Source organism: Roseivirga misakiensis (assembly GCF_001747105.1).
Classification (GTDB): domain Bacteria; phylum Bacteroidota; class Bacteroidia; order Cytophagales; family Cyclobacteriaceae; genus Roseivirga; species Roseivirga misakiensis.
Window position 1 is genome coordinate 274,214 of the sequence record NZ_MDGQ01000005.1, and the last position, 23,078, is coordinate 297,291.

19 protein-coding genes are annotated in these 23,078 nt (G+C 39.4%); 6 read left to right on the forward strand and 13 right to left on the reverse strand.

All coding sequences use genetic code 11. The features are described 5' to 3' along the window. Nucleotides 1-25: 25 nt before the first annotated feature. The 6 genes from BFP71_RS08935 to BFP71_RS08960 all read right to left on the reverse strand — a co-directional run bounded on the left by BFP71_RS08935 (nt 26) and on the right by BFP71_RS08960 (nt 5,655). Nucleotides 26-505, reverse strand: coding sequence for a lipocalin family protein (locus BFP71_RS08935; RefSeq protein ID WP_069835145.1), 480 nt, complete (start codon nt 503-505; stop codon nt 26-28). Between the two features lie 68 nt (nt 506-573). Next, nucleotides 574-1,191 (reverse strand): ABC transporter ATP-binding protein, encoded by a 618-nt coding sequence (locus BFP71_RS08940; RefSeq protein WP_069835146.1) that lies wholly within the window; start codon nt 1,189-1,191, stop codon nt 574-576. A 2-nt stretch (nt 1,192-1,193) separates the two neighbouring features. Then, nucleotides 1,194-1,976: an acyl-ACP--UDP-N-acetylglucosamine O-acyltransferase gene (gene lpxA / locus BFP71_RS08945; protein WP_069835147.1), complete on the reverse strand. Its 783-nt coding sequence runs from the start codon at nt 1,974-1,976 to the stop codon at nt 1,194-1,196. Further along, nucleotides 1,973-3,361 carry a bifunctional UDP-3-O-[3-hydroxymyristoyl] N-acetylglucosamine deacetylase/3-hydroxyacyl-ACP dehydratase gene (locus tag BFP71_RS08950; RefSeq protein WP_069835148.1) on the reverse strand — a complete coding sequence of 463 codons (1,389 nt, stop codon included), beginning with the start codon at nt 3,359-3,361 and terminating at the stop codon, nt 1,973-1,975. Before BFP71_RS08950 ends, lpxA begins: the two co-directional genes overlap by 4 nt. A gap of 25 nt (nt 3,362-3,386) precedes the next feature. Beyond that, nucleotides 3,387-4,409, reverse strand: a complete 1,023-nt coding sequence (gene lpxD / locus BFP71_RS08955; RefSeq protein ID WP_069835149.1) for a UDP-3-O-(3-hydroxymyristoyl)glucosamine N-acyltransferase — start codon at nt 4,407-4,409, stop codon at nt 3,387-3,389. A 16-nt stretch (nt 4,410-4,425) separates the two neighbouring features. Beyond that, nucleotides 4,426-5,655: an HD domain-containing protein gene (locus BFP71_RS08960; protein ID WP_069835150.1), complete on the reverse strand. Its 1,230-nt coding sequence runs from the start codon at nt 5,653-5,655 to the stop codon at nt 4,426-4,428. 50 nt (nt 5,656-5,705) lie between these two features. On the opposite strand from BFP71_RS08960, the gene porX reads away from it, so the two are divergent. The 4 genes from porX to BFP71_RS08980 all read left to right on the forward strand — a co-directional run bounded on the left by porX (nt 5,706) and on the right by BFP71_RS08980 (nt 9,462). Beyond that, nucleotides 5,706-7,268, forward strand: coding sequence for a T9SS response regulator signal transducer PorX (gene porX, locus BFP71_RS08965; protein ID WP_069835151.1), 1,563 nt, complete (start codon nt 5,706-5,708; stop codon nt 7,266-7,268). A gap of 11 nt (nt 7,269-7,279) precedes the next feature. Continuing rightward, nucleotides 7,280-7,702 (forward strand): tRNA (adenosine(37)-N6)-threonylcarbamoyltransferase complex ATPase subunit type 1 TsaE, encoded by a 423-nt coding sequence (gene tsaE / locus BFP71_RS08970; RefSeq protein ID WP_069835152.1) that lies wholly within the window; start codon nt 7,280-7,282, stop codon nt 7,700-7,702. Further along, a complete protein-coding gene (locus tag BFP71_RS08975; protein ID WP_069835153.1) occupies nt 7,695-8,921 on the forward strand; it encodes an alanine dehydrogenase in 1,227 nt (408 codons plus the stop codon). The genes tsaE and BFP71_RS08975 overlap by 8 nt, the downstream gene beginning before the upstream one ends. An 88-nt stretch (nt 8,922-9,009) precedes the next feature. Beyond that, nucleotides 9,010-9,462, forward strand: coding sequence for a hypothetical protein (locus BFP71_RS08980; protein WP_069835154.1), 453 nt, complete (start codon nt 9,010-9,012; stop codon nt 9,460-9,462). Here BFP71_RS08980 and BFP71_RS08985 read toward each other — a convergent pair. From BFP71_RS08985 to BFP71_RS08995, 3 genes are read right to left on the reverse strand one after another with little or no spacing between them, the layout of a single operon-like run. Beyond that, nucleotides 9,459-9,644 (reverse strand): hypothetical protein, encoded by a 186-nt coding sequence (locus BFP71_RS08985; RefSeq protein ID WP_069835155.1) that lies wholly within the window; start codon nt 9,642-9,644, stop codon nt 9,459-9,461. The two genes, BFP71_RS08980 and BFP71_RS08985, sit on opposite strands and share 4 nt — an antisense overlap. A 40-nt stretch (nt 9,645-9,684) precedes the next feature. Continuing rightward, complete coding sequence (locus BFP71_RS08990) at nt 9,685-11,274, reverse strand: M1 family metallopeptidase (protein ID WP_069835156.1); 1,590 nt, start codon at nt 11,272-11,274, stop codon at nt 9,685-9,687. Nucleotides 11,275-11,331: 57 nt separating this feature from the next. Next, nucleotides 11,332-12,453 (reverse strand): FG-GAP-like repeat-containing protein, encoded by a 1,122-nt coding sequence (locus BFP71_RS08995; protein WP_069835157.1) that lies wholly within the window; start codon nt 12,451-12,453, stop codon nt 11,332-11,334. A gap of 126 nt (nt 12,454-12,579) precedes the next feature. On the opposite strand from BFP71_RS08995, the gene BFP71_RS09000 reads away from it, so the two are divergent. Further along, entirely contained in the window at nt 12,580-13,449 is an 870-nt protein-coding gene (locus BFP71_RS09000; protein ID WP_069835158.1) for an alpha/beta hydrolase, read from the forward strand. A gap of 2 nt (nt 13,450-13,451) precedes the next feature. After that, on the forward strand, nt 13,452-14,249 hold the full coding sequence (locus BFP71_RS09005) for an alpha/beta hydrolase (RefSeq protein WP_069835159.1): 798 nt from the start codon (nt 13,452-13,454) through the stop codon (nt 14,247-14,249). A 12-nt stretch (nt 14,250-14,261) separates the two neighbouring features. On the opposite strand, the gene BFP71_RS09010 is transcribed toward BFP71_RS09005, so the two are convergent. From BFP71_RS09010 to BFP71_RS09025, 4 genes are all read right to left on the reverse strand, one after another. Further along, nucleotides 14,262-16,217 carry a DUF3857 domain-containing protein gene (locus tag BFP71_RS09010; RefSeq protein WP_069835160.1) on the reverse strand — a complete coding sequence of 652 codons (1,956 nt, stop codon included), beginning with the start codon at nt 16,215-16,217 and terminating at the stop codon, nt 14,262-14,264. A gap of 21 nt (nt 16,218-16,238) precedes the next feature. Continuing rightward, nucleotides 16,239-18,164 carry a transglutaminase-like domain-containing protein gene (locus BFP71_RS09015; protein WP_069835161.1) on the reverse strand — a complete coding sequence of 642 codons (1,926 nt, stop codon included), beginning with the start codon at nt 18,162-18,164 and terminating at the stop codon, nt 16,239-16,241. 3 nt (nt 18,165-18,167) lie between these two features. Continuing rightward, nucleotides 18,168-21,431: a toxin-antitoxin system YwqK family antitoxin gene (locus tag BFP71_RS09020; protein ID WP_069835162.1), complete on the reverse strand. Its 3,264-nt coding sequence runs from the start codon at nt 21,429-21,431 to the stop codon at nt 18,168-18,170. 188 nt (nt 21,432-21,619) lie between these two features. Then, entirely contained in the window at nt 21,620-23,041 is a 1,422-nt protein-coding gene (locus BFP71_RS09025; protein WP_069835163.1) for an amidohydrolase family protein, read from the reverse strand. Nucleotides 23,042-23,078 lie beyond the last annotated feature (37 nt).

The window sequence follows — 23,078 nt, forward strand, 5'->3', positions numbered from 1 at the left end:
CTTAATTTTTTCTTTTAAGAATGGTTTACTGCGCTTCTACTAGGTTAAGCACGTAAAGTCCATCTGTTCCGAAGGCTACACCACCACCTGGTGTGGTAAAATCAACAGATAATCTTAGTGTATTCGGAGTGGCTACTGTGTTAAGGTTACTCAAAACAAAGACGTTATTCGTATTACCATCGAAAATTAACTCGTTTAAGTTATCACCATTGAAATCCCAAGTACCGCTCGCTTGGAATAGCGGATCGCCATCAATACTTGTGTACGTTTTGCTGGTTGTAGTTCCTCTTAAAGTGAAACTGAAAGCATCGAAACCTTCTGCAGGAGCGCCATCAAACGTAATAGAGCTTGCTTCCCAAGTACTTCCAGTAGTCCCTACTAAGTCTACAAGTCGTTGCTCCTCAGGAGTTAAAGATGGTCCGTCATCATCTCCACCACCACATGACATTACACCTAGTGAAGCAACGATTAACAAACTAAAGAGGTAATATTTTATTCGATTCATTTCTTTTTACTTGAAGTATCAATAATAGTTATAAAATCTAATAATCGCACATTCCTACAGCGTCAATATCACTTGTAATCTGCAATATGTAAGACGTTGTCACAAAAGTCGTATTCCTTTTTCTGGTTCGAGCTAATGATCAATAGCTTTTTGCCTAGCAAAGGTTTGACATTTTCTAAATACCAAGCGATCCCCTGCTCATCAAGATTTGTGGTTGGTTCGTCTAATAGACAAACTTCACTTTTAGAGAAAAAACCCAAGCCTAACTTTAGTCTTTGTTTCATTCCCGATGAGTAATTCTTGATTTGCTTACCCCGATCAGCTTCCAGATAGACCTTATTCACAAAGTCATCTATGGAATACCCATTGCTTAACGTTTTAAATTTAAAATGAAACGCTAAAAATTCGTCAAGAGTAAATTCTTCTATTAATTCAAGGTAAGGCGTTATGATATCAAGGTGTTGAAAAACCTTTTCTTCTGGAATAGTTGTGCCGTTACTTTCAAAAGTAATCTCACCTTCATTGGCAGGTATGTAGCCAATTAAGGTTTGAATAAAGGTAGATTTTCCGCTACCATTTCCACCAGTAACGGCGTATGATTGGTTTTGGAGAAATTCGGTGTTGAGGTGTCTGAAAATCCATTCTTTATTGAATTTTTTGCCCAGATCTTTGACCTCAATCCTCATATTTATCGTGCATTGTAGCCTTTCATTACACCTCTATCAGAACCTCTGAAAAAGTTAATGATTTCGTCTCTTTCCTTAGTTGGTTGCATTTCAAGTTCCACCAAATCTAAGGCCTTGGAGTTGTTTAGTCCACGAAGAAAGATGTATCGATAGATTTCTTGAATTTCTGTGATTTTCTCATTTGAAAAACCCCTTCTACGAAGCCCCACTGAGTTAATACCTGCATAACTCAAAGGTTCACGACCTACTTTGGTGAAAGGTGGTACATCTTTTCTGACAAGTGAACCTCCTGATACCATTGTGTGTGCACCAATATTCACAAACTGATGAACAGCCGCAGCACCACCAATAATGGCCCAATCTTCAATAGTTACGTGGCCAGCAAGCTGTACCGCGTTCACAAGAATACAGTTGTTACCAACAATACAATCGTGGGCAACGTGCGTATATGCCATGATGAGCGTATCGCTACCGATCACCGTTTTATTAGTGGCATCGGTACCTCTGTTTAGCGTAACACATTCTCGAATGACTGTGTTATCACCAATTTCTAGCGTAGTATCTTCACCACCGAATTTTTTGTCTTGAGGAATAGCAGATACCACCGCACCAGGAAAAATCTTTACGTTTTTTCCGATTCGGGCACCTTCCATGATTGTAACGTTAGAGCCAATCCATGTGCCTTCTTCGATCACAACGTTTTTACTAATTGAAGCAAAAGGTTCGATCACAACGTTTCTTGCAATCTTTGCTTCGGGATGAATGTAAGCTAATGGCTGGTTCATGGGTTCTTTACAATTCTAGCTGTCATTGATGCTTCGCAAACTAAAGTATTACCTACGTAAGCAAAACCTCTCATTTGAGCAATTCCTCTTTTGATTGGAGCCGTAAGTTCACACTTGAATTTAATGGTATCTCCTGGAATTACCATCTTCCTAAACTTACAACGATCTATGCCTAGGAAATAAGGGGTGTAATTTTCTGGGTCAGGTACAGTATTTAGCACCAATATACCTCCAATTTGAGCCATTGCTTCAACTTGTAGCACGCCAGGCATTACTGGGTTGCCTGGGAAATGCCCTTGGAAGAAAGGCTCGTTCATGGTCACATTTTTTATCCCTGCGACCATTACTTCGTCTAGGTGAATGATTTTATCAATCAACAAAAACGGATAACGATGCGGGAGAATCTGTGAAATCTGATTGATATCCATTACGGGTTCCGTATTCGGATCGTAATGTGGAACGTTCGACTTTGAATCGAGCATTGCCTTTTTTAATTTTTTCGCAAAAGCTACATTGGCTGCGTGCCCCGGTCTAGCTGCCAATATCTGTGCTTTAATTGGTCTTCCGACTAAGGCCAAGTCACCGACTACATCTAGTAATTTGTGTCTCGCTGGCTCATTCTTATGTCTAAGGTCAACATTATTCAGAATGCCTTCCTTTTTTACCTCAACCTTCTGCTTATTAAAAAGGCCTGCGAGGTATTCCAATTCTTCATCTTGAACCACTCTATCCACAACCACAATGGCATTATTAAGGTCACCGCCTTTAATGAGGTTGTTTTTGTAAAGCATTTCTAGTTCATGTAGAAAACAGAATGTTCTACTCGAGGCTATATCTTTTTTAAAGTCGGAAATACTAGTCAAGGAGGCATGCTGACTTCCTAAAACGGGAGAATTGTAATCTACCATCACGGTAACGCGGAAATCATCAAGAGGAAGTGCAGCAATCTCTACATCTCTATCTTCATCCTTGTAAATGATACTCTCGTTTATTTCTAAGAAGTTCCTAAGTGCATTTTGCTCTTCCACACCCACTTTCTCGAGTGCTTCGATAAACATCATAGAACTACCATCCAAGATTGGAGGTTCGGGTCCATCAAGCTGAATCATGACATTGTCAATCTCCAAACCAACTAACGCCGCAAGTGTATGCTCAACTGTGTTGATTCTTGCACCATTATGTTCTATGGTAGTACCGCGAGATAGGTCAACGACATAATCTACGTCTGCATCAACCACCGGTTCTCCTGGTAAATCTACCCTTTGGAATTTAATACCGTGATTTGCAGGTGCGGGAACAAAGGTCATGTTAGCTGTAACACCAGTGTGTAAACCAACACCTGAGACCGTTACTTTCTCCTGAATTGTATGCTGCTTCGTTTTCATCTATTTGCGCGAAAATTCCGCGAATTTATGACTTTTTTTCTAGATCCTTGACTCTCTGGATGAGGTTTGGAAGGTTTCTTAAAATAATACTCGACTTCAAAAATTCCCTGTGTTCCATGATTGGCGATCCAAACCATACTTTTCCTTCTTCCGATATTGTTTTCGGTACGCCCGCCTGTGGACCGATGATTGTTCTATCGGCTAGCGATAAATGACCAGTAATTCCAGCCTGACCACCTACTTGAACATTCGCACCAAGTTTAGCACTTCCAGAGATACCAGCTTGCGAAGCAATGGCATTATTCTTACCAATTTCTACATTATGGGCAACCTGTACCAGGTTATCGAGTTTTGCGCCGGATCTAATAATTGTGGAGCCCATTGTAGCACAGTCCACTGTGGTGTTGGCACCTATATCCACGTTGTCCTCTATGATTACATTTCCGGTTTGCGGTATGGCTTTGAAAGTACCGTCTTCTTGTGGGGCATAGCCAAATCCATAACTACCGACAACGGCACCTGAGTGTAGGATACAGTGAGCACCAACTTTACAATTAGCATATATTTTTACGCCAGCAAAAATGATCGTATTATCTCCGATTTCTACGTTGTCACCAATATGAGAATTCGGGTAAATCTTTACGTTGTTACCAATTTTAACATGCTCACCTAGATAGGAGAACGCACCCAAGTATACATTTTCACCGATTTGAGCCGATTCACTTTGAAAAGATGGATTTTCAATCCCTTTCTTTTCAACAGCCGTCATTTGCTGATATGCCTCAAGCAGCTTTGCAAAGCTAGAATAAGGATCTTCTACACGAATTAGTGTAGTGGTATAGTCTTTTTCAGCTTCAAAATCATGCTTTACAATTACAGCACTAGCCTGCGTGGAATAGAGGTGGGGTGTGTACTTTGGATTTGCTAAAAAAGCGATACTGCCTTGTGTAGCTTCTTCAATTTTCTCTAAACGATCTACCGTGCCTGAACCATCGCCATCTACGGTGCCTTCGATAAGTTGTGCTACTTGTTCAATTGATATTTCCATTCTTAATTTCTGAGGATCACAAAGATATGTCTTTTGGCCAGCAACGATAATACTTGCGGACTATTTTGCTCATGGCTTTTATGTTCGGCAAGTCTGCGGCTTCTACTACATCTCTAACTTTACCAGACTTAGATAAAATCTTGATGCTGTTGTCGTTGGACAAATAAGCACTATTGGTCAAGTTGCCTGTGGAGTAAAAATATTTGGCCTCTTCCGCGGTGATATTGTATTTCTCTTGAATCGACTTTTCAAGTGCTTTGATTTCAGTTTTTGAAACAGGCTCAGGAGTAATTTCTATTTTAAAGAGCGATCGGCTTAACAGCATTTTACAGAGTTTGGAAAGAATGAGGTCTTCATGCTCGCTCCAAACCTTTATTGCTCCCCAAATATCATAGTCATCTAAAGTTAGAAATGAGGATAGCGTTTCTGTTCTCTGGGCAAAATCTTCCTTTTTAAAGTTGTTTTCGAGAAAAAGCCTTAGGCTACTACTCGAAAAGACCTTTTCACCCGATTGGGTCAATGCCTTTGCTCTTTCTATGATGCTGATCAGCATTTTTTCTGAGCTAACGCTAGTTTTGTGCAGGTAAACTTGCCAATACATGAGCCTGCGGGCACTTAAAAAGTTCTCAATGCTGTAGATTCCCTTTTCTTCTACCACCAACTGATCGTCTTTTACATTAAGCATTTTTATAATGCGCTCAGCACCAATTGTGCCTTCTGAAACTCCCGTGAAAAAACTGTCACGCTTCAAATAATCTAAACGATCTATATCTAATTGGCTTGAGACTAATTGACTCAAGAACTGTTTATGATAGGTGCCTAGGAATATGGAAAGGCTCGTTTCTAGTCGTCCATCTAGCGCCTTGTTTAATCGCTCAATTGTCAGTCGAGAGATCCATTCGTGTGCTATACCTGTCAGTAAAGTAGTTTCTAAAGCATGTGAAAAGGGTCCGTGGCCAATATCGTGGAGTAGGATCGCCACCAAGGTACCCTCAAATTCGTCATCAGTAATTTCAATGCCCTTGGTTCTCAGGTTCTCTAGCGTTTCTTTCATGAGGTGCATCGCACCAATGGCATGATGAAATCTAGTGTGGTGAGCTCCGGGATAGACAAGTTCGGTTAGCCCCAATTGTTTGATTCTCCGAAGCCGCTGAAAGTAGGGATGATCGATGATATCGAAGATGAGCTCACTATGGATAGTAATGAATCCGTAGACCGGATCATTGATTATCTTTTTTTTGTTCAAACTTTATCCTTTAAATGCTTTAAATTCGAGCCTATTGCCAAATCCTATCTATGCAAAGATATAACATTTTATGGGCCGATGATGAGATAGATCTGCTCAAACCTCACATACTTTTCTTGAACGATCGTGGTTATGATATTACACCGGTTACCAGTGGTGCAGATGCCATAGATGCCGTTGAAAGTACGCACTACGATGTCGTTTTTCTGGATGAGAATATGCCGGGTATGACGGGACTAGAAACCTTGAGTTATATCAAAAACCGTAGACCTTCCCTTCCTGTAGTGATGATCACCAAAAACGAGGAAGAGCATATTATGGAAGAAGCGATCGGTTCGAAAATTGCCGATTATCTGATTAAGCCACTCAATCCCAATCAAATCTTGATTTCCGTAAAAAGAATTCTAGAAAATCGGCGGTTGGTCAGTGAGAAAACCAATATGCAATATCAGCAGGATTTCCGAACGATAAGTATGGAAATGAATGACCGGATGGATCACAACGAGTGGGTTGAGATTTATAAGAAACTGGTTTACTGGGAACTGGAGATTGACCAAACCGAGAATAAAAGCATGCAAGAAGTTCTTGATATGCAAAAGGTGGAGGCCAACTCAAATTTTAGTCGTTTTATAGCCGATGAGTACGAGAGTTGGTTAAATGATCCAAATGCCGATCGACCACTACTTTCTCATCAATTAATGAAAAAGAAAGTGTTTCCATTACTGAATGACGATCCGCTCTTTTTCATTGTAATCGATAACTTGAGGTTTGACCAATGGAAAATTATCGAGGAAGATATAGCTCCCTATTTTAATATAGAAGAAGAGGACGCCTATTACTCAATTCTACCCACTACAACGGCCTACGCTCGGAACTCTATTTTCTCTGGCGAATTGCCGCTCGAAATGTCGAAAAAACACCCTGATTTATGGGTTGGCGATGATGATAGTGAGGACGGAAAGAATAACAATGAGAGCGATTTTCTGAAAAGACAGTTGGCGAAGAACCACATAAACAAAAGGTTTAGCTACAATAAGATTATACATGCCAACCAGGGTAAACAACTGAATGACAATTTTGCTAATCTGCTTCAAAACCAGTTGAATGTGGTGGTTTACAATTTCGTCGATATGTTGTCTCATGCGCGTACTGATATTCGTATGATTAAGGAGTTGGCTTCGGATGAATCTGCCTATAGGTCTTTAACCAGATCTTGGTTTCAACACTCGCCTTTGTTCGATCTACTGCGAATGATTAGTGAAAAAGGCTTGCGCGTGCTGATCACCACCGACCACGGGACCTATCGTGTAAAGAAGCCATTCAAAATAGCGGGCGACCGAAATGTGAATACGAATTTGCGCTATAAGCAAGGCAAAAACTTAGGCTACAAGGGTAATAACGGCATTTTTGAAGCCACAAAGCCGGAGAAACTTCACTTACCCAAACAGAATGTTTCTACTACCTATGTATTTGCGACAGACGATACTTTTTTCGCTTATCCGAATAACTACAATCACTACGTGAAGTACTATCGGGATACTTTTCAGCATGGCGGCGTATCTATGGAAGAAATGATTATTCCGATTATTTCGCTAAATTCGAAAAGGTCGTAAAGTCAAGTTTAATGAACTTAAAAGCCGATTCTTTATCAGATTTATCTGAAGTGGCCAACGCGCTAATCGACTTTGCAGAAGAAGAAAAGATTTGGGTTTTAGAAGGCCAAATGGGTGCTGGAAAAACTACTTTGTCTAAAGCGATCGGCAGGGCGCTGGGCGTTCAAGACACGGTGAACAGTCCTACTTTTTCAATCGTCAATGAGTATTTGACTGCTAGTGGTGAAACGATCTACCACTTTGATTTTTATAGACTTGAAACCCCTGAAGAGGCTTTGGCCATCGGAATTGAAGAGTATTTTTATTCAGGAAATATTTGTCTGATAGAGTGGGCTGAAAAAATTGGTGAGTATTTACCAGAAAGATTTGTGAAAATAGTGATTGAAGATTTAGGCGGCGAAAAACGAAATTACAAACTGAGCAAGCATGACTGAAAAAGGAACATCGGGTTTTGCAGAATTGGCGAAAGAAAGTAGCCTTTACCCTGAAGAGAAATTATTAAAAGTGAATTCGGGTAATAAGTCATTACAAATTTCGGTCCCGAAGGAGGTCTCTCTTCAAGAAAATCGAGTAAGTCTTACACCTGCTGCAGTAGGTATTTTAGTCGCTAACGGACATCAGATTCAAGTAGAAGCTGGGGCTGGCACGCACGCTTATTTTCCCGACACGGAATACTCCGAAAATGGTGCACAAATCATTTACTCAAAGAAGGAGGCTTTTGAGGCAGACATTATCGTGAAAGTAGAACCCGCTACCATGGAAGAATTAGCCATGATGAAGCCTGGGACTACTGTTTTTTCGGCAATTCAAACGGGTAATGCCAATACAGAATATTTTGAGGCATTAAATAAGAAGAAAATAACGGCATTGGGCTATGAGCTTTTAGAAGATAAAGCAAAAGGGCTCCCGATTGTAAATGCCATGAGCGAATTAGCCGGAAGTCTGGTTATTCCGATCGCAGCCGAATATTTAAGTAGTATTGGTGGCGGTAGAGGTATAATTTTGGGGGGTATTACAGGTGTACCGCCTACCAGAGTGGTAATTCTGGGGGCTGGAACAGTTGCCGAATATGCCGCGCGGGCGGCTATTGGTTTAGGTGCAGAAGTCAGAATTTTCGATAATGAAATCTACAAGCTCAGAAGAATAAAACATAAACTGGGTAATCAGGCGTTTACATCGGCCATCGATACCTTAGCATTGAGTCAGTCGCTGCTTTCTGCGGACGTGGTGATCGGTGCGCTAAGAGCTGAAAAGGGAAAAGCAAGGTGTGTGGTGACGGAAGAAATGGTTTCTACGATGAAACCTGGGGCGGTGATTCTAGATGTTTCTATTGATCAAGGTGGTTGCATAGAAACGAGTGAAATTACATCGCACGATTTACCGACCTTCACAAAGTACGATGTTATTCACTATTGCGTACCCAATATTGCCTCAAGGGCTGCAAGAACTGCTACATCGGCTTTAAGTAATATTCTAACGTCAGTACTTCTGAAAATGGCGGATAATGGTGGAATCAACGAGATGATTTACCACTATAGCTGGTTTAGTAAGGGGATTTATGGATATAAAGGTTGCACAACAAACCTTGAAATTGCCAAGAAATTCAATCTACCATTCAAGGACCTGAGTCTTTTGACTGCCGCTAGGTTTTAGTCACATTAATTGCCCAAATGGGCCATTTTTAGCATAGATAAAGTTTTCCAATCATTGCTGAAAACCAAAACTTATACGAGAATGCGCCGTGTCTGATATTAAAAAGAAGCTATATGATCTTTGTTTGAGCCAAGTGGAAGAGAAGATCGATAATCTTCGTGCTGAAATGAACGCTTTGAAAGAATCTGCAGAGTCGGATACGAAAAGCTCCATGGGCGACAAGTATGAAACAGGTCGCGAAATGATCAATTTGGAGAAAGGTAAAATTGACCAACAATTGGCAGAAGCTATAAAAGGAAGACAGTTACTTCGTTCGCTCACGCTAGATAAGGTTTCTACAAAGGGTGAACTGGGTAGCTTGATTACAACAGGTTCGGCAACGTACTTTATTGCTATTTCCGCAGGCCAAATATCATTAGAAGACAAAAACTATTTTGTTATTTCCCCTATGTCACCAATAGGTCAACAATTACTTGATAAGCAAAGTGGGGATAGCATCATATTTGCAGGCCGGCAGGTAGAAATTGTCGATTTAGTTTAGAGCTCCTCGAAAGGTTCGTCATCTTCCTGTTCTTGGACTACCTCAATTTTATATAGAGAATCATCCATAAAACGAGATTCCTGCTTCACAATATTGGCAATGCCCATCATGTAAGCTACCATCATGATCCGCATAGACCGAAGTATAAAATGAATCAGACGTTTAGCTTTTGATTTGGACATGGCTCACGCTCTACAAAAGCTATTCCATGCGTCTAACTGTTTAATTATCTGCCAATTTGCCTTCAAATAGGAGCCAGCTGTCAGGGTCAAGTACAATCGTGGCAGGTTTCTCTGCTAAATCCAGCGTGAAAGCTTGTCTTTTTTCATTTACCTGGATGGTGTGCCGCTGTTTTGTTCCATCTTTCATGACTATATCCAGTTCTAGCGGGAAATCGAATATTTGATCTTGTTCTTGGATAACCAGTAAATTCAGGACTCCTTTTTTATACGATTTGTCAACAACAATATTTGGTTGTCCGGGCGTATAAATCCATTGTTTAAAGAAGGTGCTCAAATCCATTCCAGAAACGGATTCAAATACCTGTTGCAAATCCTCCGTGTAAGCATTTGAGAGGGTGAACTTCTTATAGTATGTCCTTATTGCTTCCCAGAATAAGTCATCACCAGCTTTCTTCCGGAGCATGTGAAGTACCCATCCGCCTTTTTCATAAGAGTTGGTGTTGAGTAGCTTCATGTAATCCGTCACAGCGGTATTCACTACCGGTACCATTTGTTTTTTACTAAATGCGATGACCCCATCTCTTTGCTCTTTTACCATTTCCACCAAACGATCTCTGCCATGAGTTTTTTCCATATAAACATTGGTGAAATAGGTGGCGAAACCCTCGCTCAGCCACACATGATGCCAATCAGCTTCTGATGCTGAATTGCCAAACCATTGGTGGGCAATTTCATGGGCTATCAGGCCTTCAAATGCACGTTCGCCTGTTACAGAATTTTCGAAATAGAAGATATTGCTAGCGTTTTCCATACCCCCAAACTGAGTTTTAGATTGCACATTGGCCAGTTTTGCATAAGGGTAGGGGCCAATGTTATTGATGAACCAATCCAATATGGTGTAGGCCTGACGGTAATCATAAAAACCTTTGTCTCGATCCTGTGGATATACCCAAGTAGAAACTGGGGCACCTCGTAAGTCGCCTACTTCTTCTACCGCGAACCTAGCGGCACCCATCACCATAACTTTAGTAGGAATTACCACATCCGTTCGCCAACGGGAGAGTGTTAAATCATCTGATAAGTTTGTTCTTTCTACAAAACGGCCATTTCCCACAACTTGATAGTAGGTTGGTGCAGTGATGACCCATTCTACGGTTGCTTTATCTGAGGGGTGATCTACACTTGGAAGCCAATGCCGACCTCTGTCAGGCCAATTGTCACCGAAAAAAGTTCGGTCTCCATGTTTGTTTTCAGCTATAACTAAGCCTGTTTTTGGAGTTCCATGGTAGGTAATAGCGAACGTTTTGATTTCACCACTCTTACCATTAAAATTTAGCGTAAGCCGATCGTTTTGATGAGAGAAGGATACGCGCGCACCCTCAACCATCACTGCATCTACATTCATGCCTGTGTCATCGACTTCATTAACTAAATCGAGATAGAAATCTGTAATGTCTATATTGAATTTGATATTTATTTTGGCAACGCCTTGAATATTATCGTTGTCATCATTCAAGGTCAAAGCAAATTCATAATGCTGAATATCAATCTTTTCGAGCCGTTCATGATGTTTTTGTCCGTAAATGGCAGAGCATAAAAAAAGCGATAAAGCAATAATGCGATGTTTCATGATTAGAGGTTTGAGTTAGGCTAAATTATGGATTTGAGCATAAAAGTGAGTGCCAAATCATGGTTGACCTTTCTTGAAATTCCTGTGAAACCGATTGATTTCATCTGAGTTTGCTTCAATGATATCAGGCCTCCCGTCCCCGTTTAAGTCTGTGGCAATAATGTCGTAAGTATTAAACTTTTGGTCATCAATTGCCATTTTAAGCCAAGAAGATCCATTTTTTTGATTGATAAAAACGGTATTAGGTCCTCTTACATTAGCCACAATAATGTCAATATCTCCATCAAGGTCTAAATCGGTAGTAGTGACCGAATATGAATTATCCATTGAGGAGTCATAGATGATACTTCTTTTAAATGAGTAGTCTTTATCGCCGAAGTAAATGGCATTAGGCTCCCCAATATTTGCGGTGGTTATATCCAGAAAACCGTCTTTGTCTATATCACTGATAGCCACTGCCCTCGTTTCATCTTTGCCTGTACCAAAGACTATTTTAGTAGAGAACTCTAATCCCCCATCATTTAAATATATGGCATTCGATTGGCCATCGCGATTGGCTAAAATCAAATCGAGATCGCCGTCTGCATCTAAGTCTGCCACTTCCACGTCAATAGTAGAGTCGTCTGTGGCTCCAAAACCAATCGGTTCTGAAAATTCCCCTTTACCATTATTTAGGCAGATCTCATTTTCTTGCCCTCTATTGGTAATGAGTATGTCTATGTCTCCGTCTTGATCTAGATCTGCCAGCGTAATATTTCTTGTATTGGAATAGAGTTTTCCAAAAGATTTACCGCGCTTAAAATTACCTGTACCGTCGTTGAAATAGAGCATACTAGGCGCGTTATCATTCCCAACGGCTACATCTAAATCGCCATCACCGTCTAAGTCCGCCAGTTCTGTGGCATAACTTGTTTCACTTGTCACATCCAAAGGTTGCGAAAGGGTAAATATCCCTCGACCATCATTGAAAAACACTTGGTTTTGCAAGGGCCAGTGCCTGCCGTTGGCCACTATCACATCAATATCTCCATCTTGATCAATATCTCCGGCACTAATGGAAGCTGTTCTGTCTTTGTTGGTGCCAAGAATATATCTATTGTTGGTGCGCAGTTCAAATTCTTGGGCTTCGCAAAAGTGATAGGCAAAAAATATAAACAGAAAGATATAAGTGGTTTTCATGGGGCAATAGAATCCAAAGTAGAGCTATAAGTTACAAAAAGGAATCTGATCGCCCTTTTAATGATGTTGATCTTATCTCCTTCGGCGAGATATTGGATTCCCACTGAGTTTTAATATCTTGTTTTGATGGAAACCAGTACAATTCTAATTCTGATAGGAATAGCGTATTTGGTAGCCAATTTTGTCATTTACTTTGCGCAAGAGCGCTTTCTGTTTAAACCTGAAAAGCTTCCAAAGGATTTCGAGTTCAAGTACCCCAATCTAAAATTTCAAGAGTATAATCTTGAGAAAGAGCCTGGGGTAAATATCAACGCGATCCACTTTCACATAGAAGAGCCCAAAGGGGTAGTTATATATCTAAAGGGAAACTCTAGATCGGTCAAAGGTTGGGGTAAATTCGCGATTGATTTTACCAGAATGGGTTACGATGTCATGATGGTCGACTACCGGGGTTTTGGGAAAAGTACGGGTAAGCGTACCGAAGATAGTATCAAGGATGACTTACAATACGTTTATGATCGTATTAAAGAACAAGTAGCCGAAAAGTATATCATTCTTTATGGCAGGTCTTTAGGTTCAGGTTTTGCCGCCAAACTTGCCTCTACGAATAATCCGCGCATGTTGGTGTTAGAATCACCCTACTATAGCTTAGCCAAAGTAACCAAGCGTTACATACCATTTATGCCTGTATCGTTACTCTTAAAGTTCCCTATCAGAACGCACCAATGGCTTAAGTATGTAGACTGTCCCATCAAGATTATTCATGGAACAAATGACAAGTTGATTCCATTTAAAACTGCCGTAGCTTTATCAAAAATCAGGTCTGAGAATACTCGATTGTATTCAGTTATTGGTGGTGGGCATAACAACTTGAATACTTTTGAGGAATATCATAGAATGATAGAAGAAGTGCTTAATTCAAAACTCCCAAAAGCTATCGATCCGTCAGAAACAAGTTTGAACTTTAGGAGAAAAAGTAAGAAACAAAAACACTAAAATTGAAACGCTTGCTGATCGTTGGTTCATCGCTTCTTTTTGTCTACCTATTAGGTGCATTTATGCTTTATAAGTTTCAAGAGCGCTTCATATTTCTTGATGGCGAACTAGACGATTCTTATGAATTTCAGTTTGAAGGGGCTTACGAGGAATTGAATCTTACAGCTCCAGATGGTGGTAAATTGAACGCGCTACACTTTAAAGCCGATTCCGCAAAAGGGCTCATTCTTTATTTTCATGGAAACCGAGGAAACTTAACACGCTGGGGAGATGTGGTGAACGATTATGTGAAACTTAATTATGATGTCCTAATAATGGACTATCGTGGTTTTGGGAAGAGTCGGGGTAAACGTTCAATGAAAATACTTCTGGAAGACGCCGAACTGTTCTATCAGTACGCTTTAAAAAAATATGATGAACAGGAGATCACACTTTATGGTAGGTCTTTAGGTACAGGGATTGCTTCGTGGCTCGCAGGGAAACATCGGCCTAAGCGATTAATTCTTGAAACCCCATATTACTCCCTATCAGCTGTTGCCCAACGTTACTATCCCATTTACCCTTCTAAGTTAGCTTTGAGGTATAATTTTAAGAGCCATCAATATTTAAAAACAGCTGATTGCCCTGTTTATATTTTCCATGGCACAGAAGATTCAGTAGTACCCTATAAATCGGCCCAAAAGCTCTATAAATCATTACCCCCGGACCAGGTTACCTTCTTCACAATCGAAGGAGGGGAGCACAAGAACTTAGCTACGTTCGATACCTTTCGAAAGCAAATTAAAGAGGTGCTAAAGTGAGTCAAGCTAAGGTCAATTATTTGGTTCGAGCACTAACGTGATTTTATTCCAATCAGCTGCCGCATTAATAACTTTTCTAAATTCTTCGAACCGCTCGACAGGGAATGAAATCCTATTATAGTACTCGTCTATGGTGATATTCAGTTTACTCCCTTCTACGTTATAAGTAGATTTAAAAAGAAATATTTCTTCACCTCCCTCATCAGCCTTGACATTCATATTCAGATCATCGGCATTTTGGATGGTATAGCCTTTTGGCAGATCAATTTCAATCCTACGTAGGTAGCCTCTATTGTACACATTTTCAACATTTGTCTTTCTTTCATTCTCCTGATACAGTTCAGACTGTAAACCGATCAATCCGCCAACATTGAAAAGGAGTATATCACCAGCTTGCTCTATATATTCAGAAGAGGTAAACTCTCCATTGATAGTGATTGGAAGTGACCATTCGTTGAATTCAGTCTTAGGTTCTCTTATTTCTGCCTTAGTGATTTCTGCACCAGGCCCGAGAAACTCAATGAGGTTTTTTATGTATTCTTCTTTCTCTTCGTCGTCGGAATATAGATAATTTAGCTTGACGAAATTGCTATTGTAACCTAAAAAGGATCTTTCCGCCTTAATTATGTTTTTGTCTAGTTCCTCCGAAAAACTCACCTGAATAGATAGGTTGTCAAAGTTTCTTTCATAGGGTAGGGCAGGTATTTTTTTGACTTGCGCTATGGGTACTGTACTACCCTCGAATTCCATTTTTTTAATAAATAGGCCTTCAACTGAAGAAAACTCTGGTGGCCAATATCCGACTCTTGTTTCAAAATTACTTGGTGCCACATACTGCTTGCTTTGTGGCAAATAGATTAGGTATTCGCCTAAATAATTCCACGTATCGAAATCACCATCAAAAGGTATTTCACTTCTGGAAGTAGTCATTATAATTTCATTGGTAATATCGAGCTCGTTCAACACACCAATCATCAACCTTGCAAAGCCTTTTTTATTAGTAAATCTATTTTTTATAGATACATCCAGTTGGGTTGAATTATCATCTGCCTGCTCATCGATATAAAAATTAGTTTTAATGTGGTGCTCAACGAAGAGAAAGCGTTCGAGCAGATTATCAATATTCTTAACTTTTAATTCTTGTAGGAAGCTTTTAACGGCTTTTACTTCAGTGTCCTTAAAAGGGTATATAATCTCAAAAACTCTTTTTCCAGCGTCAGACCAAGTAAAAAGTCTCTGGTTTCCAGAGGCCGTGTTGTAGGCCAATTTATATTCAAGTCTTTTTCTATTGGCATCATAATTACTAAAACTTTCCTCTTGCAAGGGTTCTATGTTTTCCTCCTTTAATTCATAGACATTGTACCCTTCCGAATCGATTTCTTGAACCTCAGCAAGGCCATTATATGATTTGAAATCGAATTTTAAATTTTCTGGACTCGTAAGCCTAAAAGATGAGGAAATTACTGGGAATTTGAACTGATAGTAACCTCTTCCAAAGTAACTTACATAAGATCTTTTGGTATAAAAGAATTCAATTTCACTTCCAATTTCACCACCCTCGATCGCAAATATTTTGTAACCAGCACCATTGTTTTCGTCTTTTACCTGTTTGATATTATTCTCATCAAGCTCAATCACCTTCCCACTTTTGGTGATTGTTCTTGCCCTTACTTTCGTAATATCGATAGTATTATTAAGAGGAATGTAGATACGATTAACACTTTGAAGGGCTTCGTCATTATTTGCTCGATAGATTTTGTGAATCGTTTCATAGACGACCAAATTTTCATTCTCGTATCTATGATCGTACTGGAAATGGTTTTTGAGTAAAATGAGTGCAGAGCTTTCGTCATTAATATTTTTAGTGTATTTCCTGTCGGTCTCCCAGTCGTAGACGAGCTCTTGATTCTGCGCGTAAAGATTAGTTACTATTAATGTAAGGCAGAGGTATAAGAGTGGTGCTTTCATTTATGCGGTTGTTAAATGGTTTTATTGCTTCTTGAGAATGACAATTTGCTTTGTTTCTTTTGTGAATTTTTGGATCGCGTCATTCCAATCCTCGAACTCCTTCGGCCCCATCATCAAGTAGTCAACATAGAAGTCTCTTTTCAGAGAGATTGTGTTTTTGTTTTGTGAGTACGCCATTGTAAATCCAAAGTTTTTTCCTTTCAACTCGTAATCCTTTGGCATTCGACTCACTTGATAACCTTCAGGAATCTCAAGTGTGGAGGTACTCTTATTTATGTACTTGTATTCGCCTTCAAAGGCATTTTCTCTATTCTTTTCAATTGTGGCATTTGAGAACGCTTTATCAAGGTTCATATTGAAGTAGATCGCATCGTTGATCTCGCGATAATAATCTTCAACTCTAAATTCGTAATTAACCTTAATAGGTGTATCAAAATCATTTAACCCTGATATTTCGTAATCGTCAATAAAGAATTTATTATTGCCTCTATTCAGGGCTCGGTTCAAGTATTCATCGGTAGATTTTTTAGTCGAATTAATTAATCTGTAGGTATTAAAGACTTTGGCATACCCTTTAAGACTTAACTCACCACTGCCGACTACTTTGCCATTTTCTATTTTGTAACTAAAGGTATCTTCATGGGTGTTATTTTCTTTCTCGATAATCGGTACTGTTTTGATTTCATAGTTGTCCTTATCGATGGCAATAAGAGCCTCTTTCCCTTGTATCATAGATGTAGGTAGTCCGAATGGTTGATATTGACCAGTCGCATCTAAGTAGTAATAATCATTACCATTGATGTAGGTCGCAATCATATGGTTATCGACCGAAGCAGTAGGTAGCTCCGTATATTTATAAGGCAAGTCTCTTGTACCGATCCACGTGTAATGTGCATCAATTCCTGCATGATAAAGCATATTTACTATGATGCTCGCCATGTCCTTGCAATCACCATACCTTTTAGTACAAACGTAGTCACCATTGTGTGGGACAAATCCACGCATACCATCCTCAAATGCAATGTATTTGATATTTTTTTGGACCCAGTAAAAGACCTTTTTCACTTTAGTCAACTCATCATCATTGGGACTAAGAATATCCGCTAAAATTCGTTTGACCTCTTCACCATTTTCTTCTTTCAACCCTTCAATAAAAGTCCAATACCACCTGTATAGGTCATCTGTATCGCCAAGGACTTCAACTGTTTTTCCGTTGGTGTCGACATAAGACTCGATCAAAGAACTCATATGGGATGCTCTGTAATTAAATGCCAATGAACTTGGCTCGAAATTCACCTTAGGAACATTTTTTAGCTGAAACGTATAAATATTTCTTCCCTCTGGTGATTTAGTTGTGGTTTGAGATACTTCAGACGAGTCGATGTTAAAGAAATAGTGTTTCAGTTTAACACCTTCATCCACTGTAAAAGTATACTTGACATCGATAATAGGTATATATGAAGCAAAATAGTCAGACCCTAAAAAGTGTGGGTCATTAATTTTTGCGTCATATGTCAGTAGTGATTTTGTATTCTTTTTGACCCCTGGGTAAGTAAAGGTTATATATTCCGAATCATCATAAAAAACACTGTTATCATCATCCGCGACGGTTCGAAAATCTTCTACAGCATTACGCTCCCACTTCCGTCTACCTGGTGTTAGTGTAGCCGCCTTAATGTTCTCCGCTGTGTAAAAGCTTGAAGTATAGATTTGGTCTTTGGCATAAGGTCCTACTTGATCACCCAAGAAGGCCATTTCTTCGGTATGCGATACATTAATCTTTAGAGAATCACCTACAATTTTAATGTCGTAATTCTGATATCGCTTAGTAATGACAACGGTTTCATCTGGATAACTGGCTCTAAGCGCCTCTAATTCTTCAAGGGGATCCTTATTTACAGTTGAAAAAAGTAATATTATGAGTAGCCCTAATTTCCTAACTATCATTCTCTAATAAATTTCGTCATTCCAATAGTTGATACTTCGTTCTATTTCCCCAGAATTGTTGAACCAGATATCCTTACCATGTTTTTTATCAAACCTGTAGTCGGTTACACGTTTAAGTTGTCCGTTTTCATAATAGATTTTACTCTTCCCGACCAAGTAGTCGTAATACCACTCCTGCTCTATATATAATTGTCCATTTGAATAGAACTCTTTTGTAAAACCGTGGCTATCTCCATCTAGGTAGTCGATTTCTTCTGAAATGTTCCCGTTCGGAAAGTAGTAAATAGTTTTTCCATTAAGAAGCCCATTTTTATATCCTTGGCTAACTGATATTTTACCATTTCTGTAATATGCTTTAATGGTAGTCGATTCAGTATTAATTATTGGAATAGGGTCTGTTAGGTTTCCATCAGACTTTTCATATTGATAGCTAACTATCCCCTTCTCTTTGTCATAGTTTTTTATCATTTGCAAGGCTCCGTCTGGTGCATAAAATTCACATGAGCCATGTTTTTTACCTTCTACATAGGTGCACTTAGATTCTACTTTTCCATTTTTATGATAGTTAAAAACATCGCCAGATATCTCTCCATCTTTATATTCTCTTTTGACTGAAAGGTTTCCAAAAACGTCATTCAAAATCCATGTGCTATCCAATAGATCGTTTTTGTAAACACCATAAGAGTAGATTGTGCCATCAGGGTAGTATGTATTATGCATTCCATTGTATTTACCATCCTTGACTATCCCAGAGGAGTTAATTGTTCCGTCTTCAAAGAATGTTTTTGGAGTGCCAGTAAGAACACCGCACTCATAACTTACCTCTGACCTTTTTTTGCCAGATGCATTATTGATTATGAGTTTACCGCTACCATTGGGGAGATTTTGGGTAGTTAATTCATTACCCAAACTATCATATTGGATAACCTCTTCTAGAGTTCCCATTTTCCACTTAAATCTTGAAAAGAGTTGGCCGTCGGGTGTATAACTGTACTGGTATCCATTGTCTTGGCCTTGACTATTATAGGTTTGGTCGGATAACGTGCCATCAGGGTAGTAGTTTTTCCATATTTGTTCGGCATTATCGTTAACAGAATATCCCTCTACGATTTTATTGCCATTCGAATAGTAGTTTTCATACCACCCATTTGTTACACCGTCTACATATATGGATTTATTAGTCAATTTACCGGACTGGTCAAACTCTTTGTACTCTCCTTGAAATAGGTCATTTACAACATTCACTATCATCGATACTTTCCCATTTGAATGATAGGTCGTTCTTACACCGTTTTCATAACCTCCCACGTAGGTCGTTTTATATAAAAGTATTCCCTTTGGGGTATATCCTGTGATAGAGAGCGTGTCAAGCGAATTACCTGTTGATAACACATTGTTTGCTTTATCTAAGTACTTAAACCCAATGACCTTGCCGCTGTCGTATTCAAATTCATAATGAAGCAAGCCATCCTTATCAAATGTTTTATAAGTACTATCTAGATTACCGTCCTTATAGTTTATAGACTCACTCAGTTCACCATTGTCAAAATAGTAGAGGCCTTGGCCAATGAGTTTGCCCATACCGTACTCCACTTTGAAACTCTCTTTACCATCCTCGAAATATCCGATCCAAGGGCCATTCAGTTCATTATCTTTGTATTCCCCTTGCTGAGACACTTGACCATTCTCATAATAGGTAACGAATTCTCCATCCAAAAGTCCGCCTGAATAGTTAGCCCTTTTACTTATCTCACCACCTTTATAATATTCTACAAATGGGCCTTCTAATTGGCTGTCAGCCATGGAGTATTCAATGCTTAATGTACTGTCGGAGTAGAAATACTTACCTGGGCCCGATACAACGCTGTTTTTTACTTCATAGGCCTCTACTAATAGACCGCAATCATTGAAAATGTTTATTGTCCCCGTTGCTTCATTATTATTATACGGGACAATCGAATTTAGCTGCCCATTGGAATGATATGACTTGTAATCACCATTCAGTAGGCCGCTTTGGTCGTATACTTCGGTAGAAGAAATTTGGCCATTTCCCTCATAATAAGTCCATAGGCCTACTTTTTGTGCCTGCTCGTTATATTTTCCTTCAGCACTTTTTTGACCATTGGCATAAAAATAAATCCACGGGCCAATTGGGTTTGTTTCCTCGTCACTGTTTCCAATGGCATTAAGTTTTCCATCGTCGAAATACCAGAATTTAAATTTGCCTTTAGCGCCAAAAATATCCGTTTCGTTTTCAAGTTTAGTTGTTCCTAGGACTTCTTGAGCAAGTGTAGAGAGACTACTAATTTCCTTTTCTTTTTTCTTTATCCAATCTTGTATTTCGGGTACGTTTAAACCAGAAACTATTGTATAAAGAAAGGCCGATAGCTTTTTTGAGTCATTCAGTTGAAGGAAAAAAGGTAAATAGAAAGTACTCCAGAAATCTTCTCCTTCAATAGGTTGTAGACGAGTGATTAACACTTCAGCATGTCTAGTAATACGGAAATTTAGCTTTACAGAAGGCTTGAAAATTGATTGATCAGCCACTTTAGACCTTATTAAGGCATCTAAGTCTTCAAAGTCATTAGGGCTAAAGGACTCAATTGAACCTTCCTCTTTTATTCCATCTATCAATAAGTTTTCAACTTTAATGACAGTTTCAGTATCTGCGGGTCGAATAGCGAGATAAGTAAAATAGCTCAATAGTGCCTTGGTTCTGTGACCTTGTAGCACCATTAATTCAGCTAAGGCTAAGTGAGAGCCCGCGTGAAAAGGCTCGATAGATAATGCTTTTTCAAAAGCCTCCTGTGCCAATTCGAATTGACCATTTCGATTGAGGCTGACTCCATAATTATAGATCATTTGTCTATGATAAGGATAGCGCGCCAGCCCATCTTCAAAGACCTTAAAACACTCCTCACTGTTACCCAAATAGTCGAGCGCCGTTCCTAATGTGTTTATCAAATTAGCTTTGAACTGTGATGGTACCTCAATCGCCTCACGGCTTAAATTAACCGCCTCTTGATAATCACCTTTTGCCAGAAGTGTAAGTGCTCTTTCAGAAACGCTTCTTATATAGTTTGTATCACTCTTGCTGATAATAGAGTAATATTTGAGCGCTTCATCAAACTTCCCTTCATCATGTAGCTTTATAGCTTGCTCTATAACCTGCCCAGAGTTAATGTAAGCAGTTGTATCCTGAGCTAGCAAATTGTTGGAATATGTAAGCGTTAAAATAAGGAACGGTAATATCCAAGAGTATTTCATTGAGCTATTTTAAGATTAACTCTTAAAATAAGCTCCTATCATCAACAATGAAAGAGTTTCTATTTAAATACTCTCTGCTGTCTCTTTTAATGGGGTTTCCGCAGGTTGTGAGTTTGATGTACGTTAAATGATCCGTTCAAATTTCTTTAACTGAGCTACCCACATTAACTCTGAAAGTTTATTGGAACTCACTTACCAACTTTCCCTTTCATTGACTCAAAGATTTTTTGTGAGTCGAAACCTATTCCATCTTTGAAGACAATTTCCATCTTTCGAATATTCGCTATATCAGCTTCTAAGTCCCCGTCAATAAGAACGATATCTGCTTGCTTACCCACGGCAATAGAGCCTACTTTTTCTTCTCTTTCTAAAAATTTAGCACCGTCAAGAGAAGAGATTTTTATAGCGGTTGGTAGTGAAAAGCCAGCTTCAATAAAGAGTTCGATCACGCGCTGATTGGCGTAGCCAGCAATGGTTCTTCCAGCACCAGTTGGATCAGTTCCAGCCAACAGTTTTCCACCAGCCTCGTAAAACGATTTTTCCCAAGCCATTTGTTTTTTGAAGTTCACAATAGACGAAGAGTCCCTTCCTTGTCTTCTTTGATGACTCGCAGTGAGGCTTTCTTGAAATTCAGGACTCATCGCTTCAAGGCCACCACCTACTACAATCTCTCGATTGGTGTAAGGTTCGAAAACGGGTAGTGTCGATGTGATAGCAACATCTTTTTCGATAAGAAAGTCCATGAGCGACTTCATATCTGGGCTATCAGGGGCGAGATCGTTTAATGACCTTCCTCTCTTAAATGCTGGACAAAAATTCTCAACCTTGTCTTCAACAAAATCAGAGCTTTGAAAGAAGCCATGTTCAATATTGTCAATGCCAATTTCCGCAGCTTCGCGATAGGTGACTGAACATATATGGCCAGTTACTTTCTTGCCAACGGCATGAGCGGCTTCGACAACACGTCTTAGATCTTCTTTGGTAACATTTTGATATACTTTGAAGGAATTGATTCCCCTCTTTGACCAATAGTTGACCATTTCAGCGGCCTCATCTGAGCTTCGAATGACCCCGACTTCTGGTACGGGAGTGCCTTCTCTTTCAATAAATGGGCTTGTTAAATCCATTTTTGGGCCAAGCATTTTGCCGTCTTGAATGGCCTTCCTAATGTTAAGATCCGTTTGGGCTTCTATACTTCCTGCTGTTCTTATTGTGGTCACTCCGCCCGCAAGGTATAACCTTGGAAAGGTAAAAGTCATTTGAGCTACGCTAAAGAAACCATCGGCTGGTTTTGGATAAAAAATATGCTCATGGAGCATTACCAATCCAGGTATTACTGTTTTGCCAGAAGCATCAACCATTTTGGCATTGGCTGGTACTTGTACATCTCGATCATTTCCAAACTGTGTAATAACCCCATCCTGAAATACAATAGTCTGATTCACTTTTATAGGTCCTCCAGTACCATCTATCACTTTAGCATGCTGGATGGCCACCACACTATTTTCCGTAAGCACATAGGGTTGAACAGCTCTGGAAAATGTTTGACTAAACGTAGCTTGAGTTAAAGAATAAAGAAGGGAAATAGTAAAAAATAACCTGAATTTCATGATGTTCTGTTTAAAACATTTCAAGTTAAGGAAATAC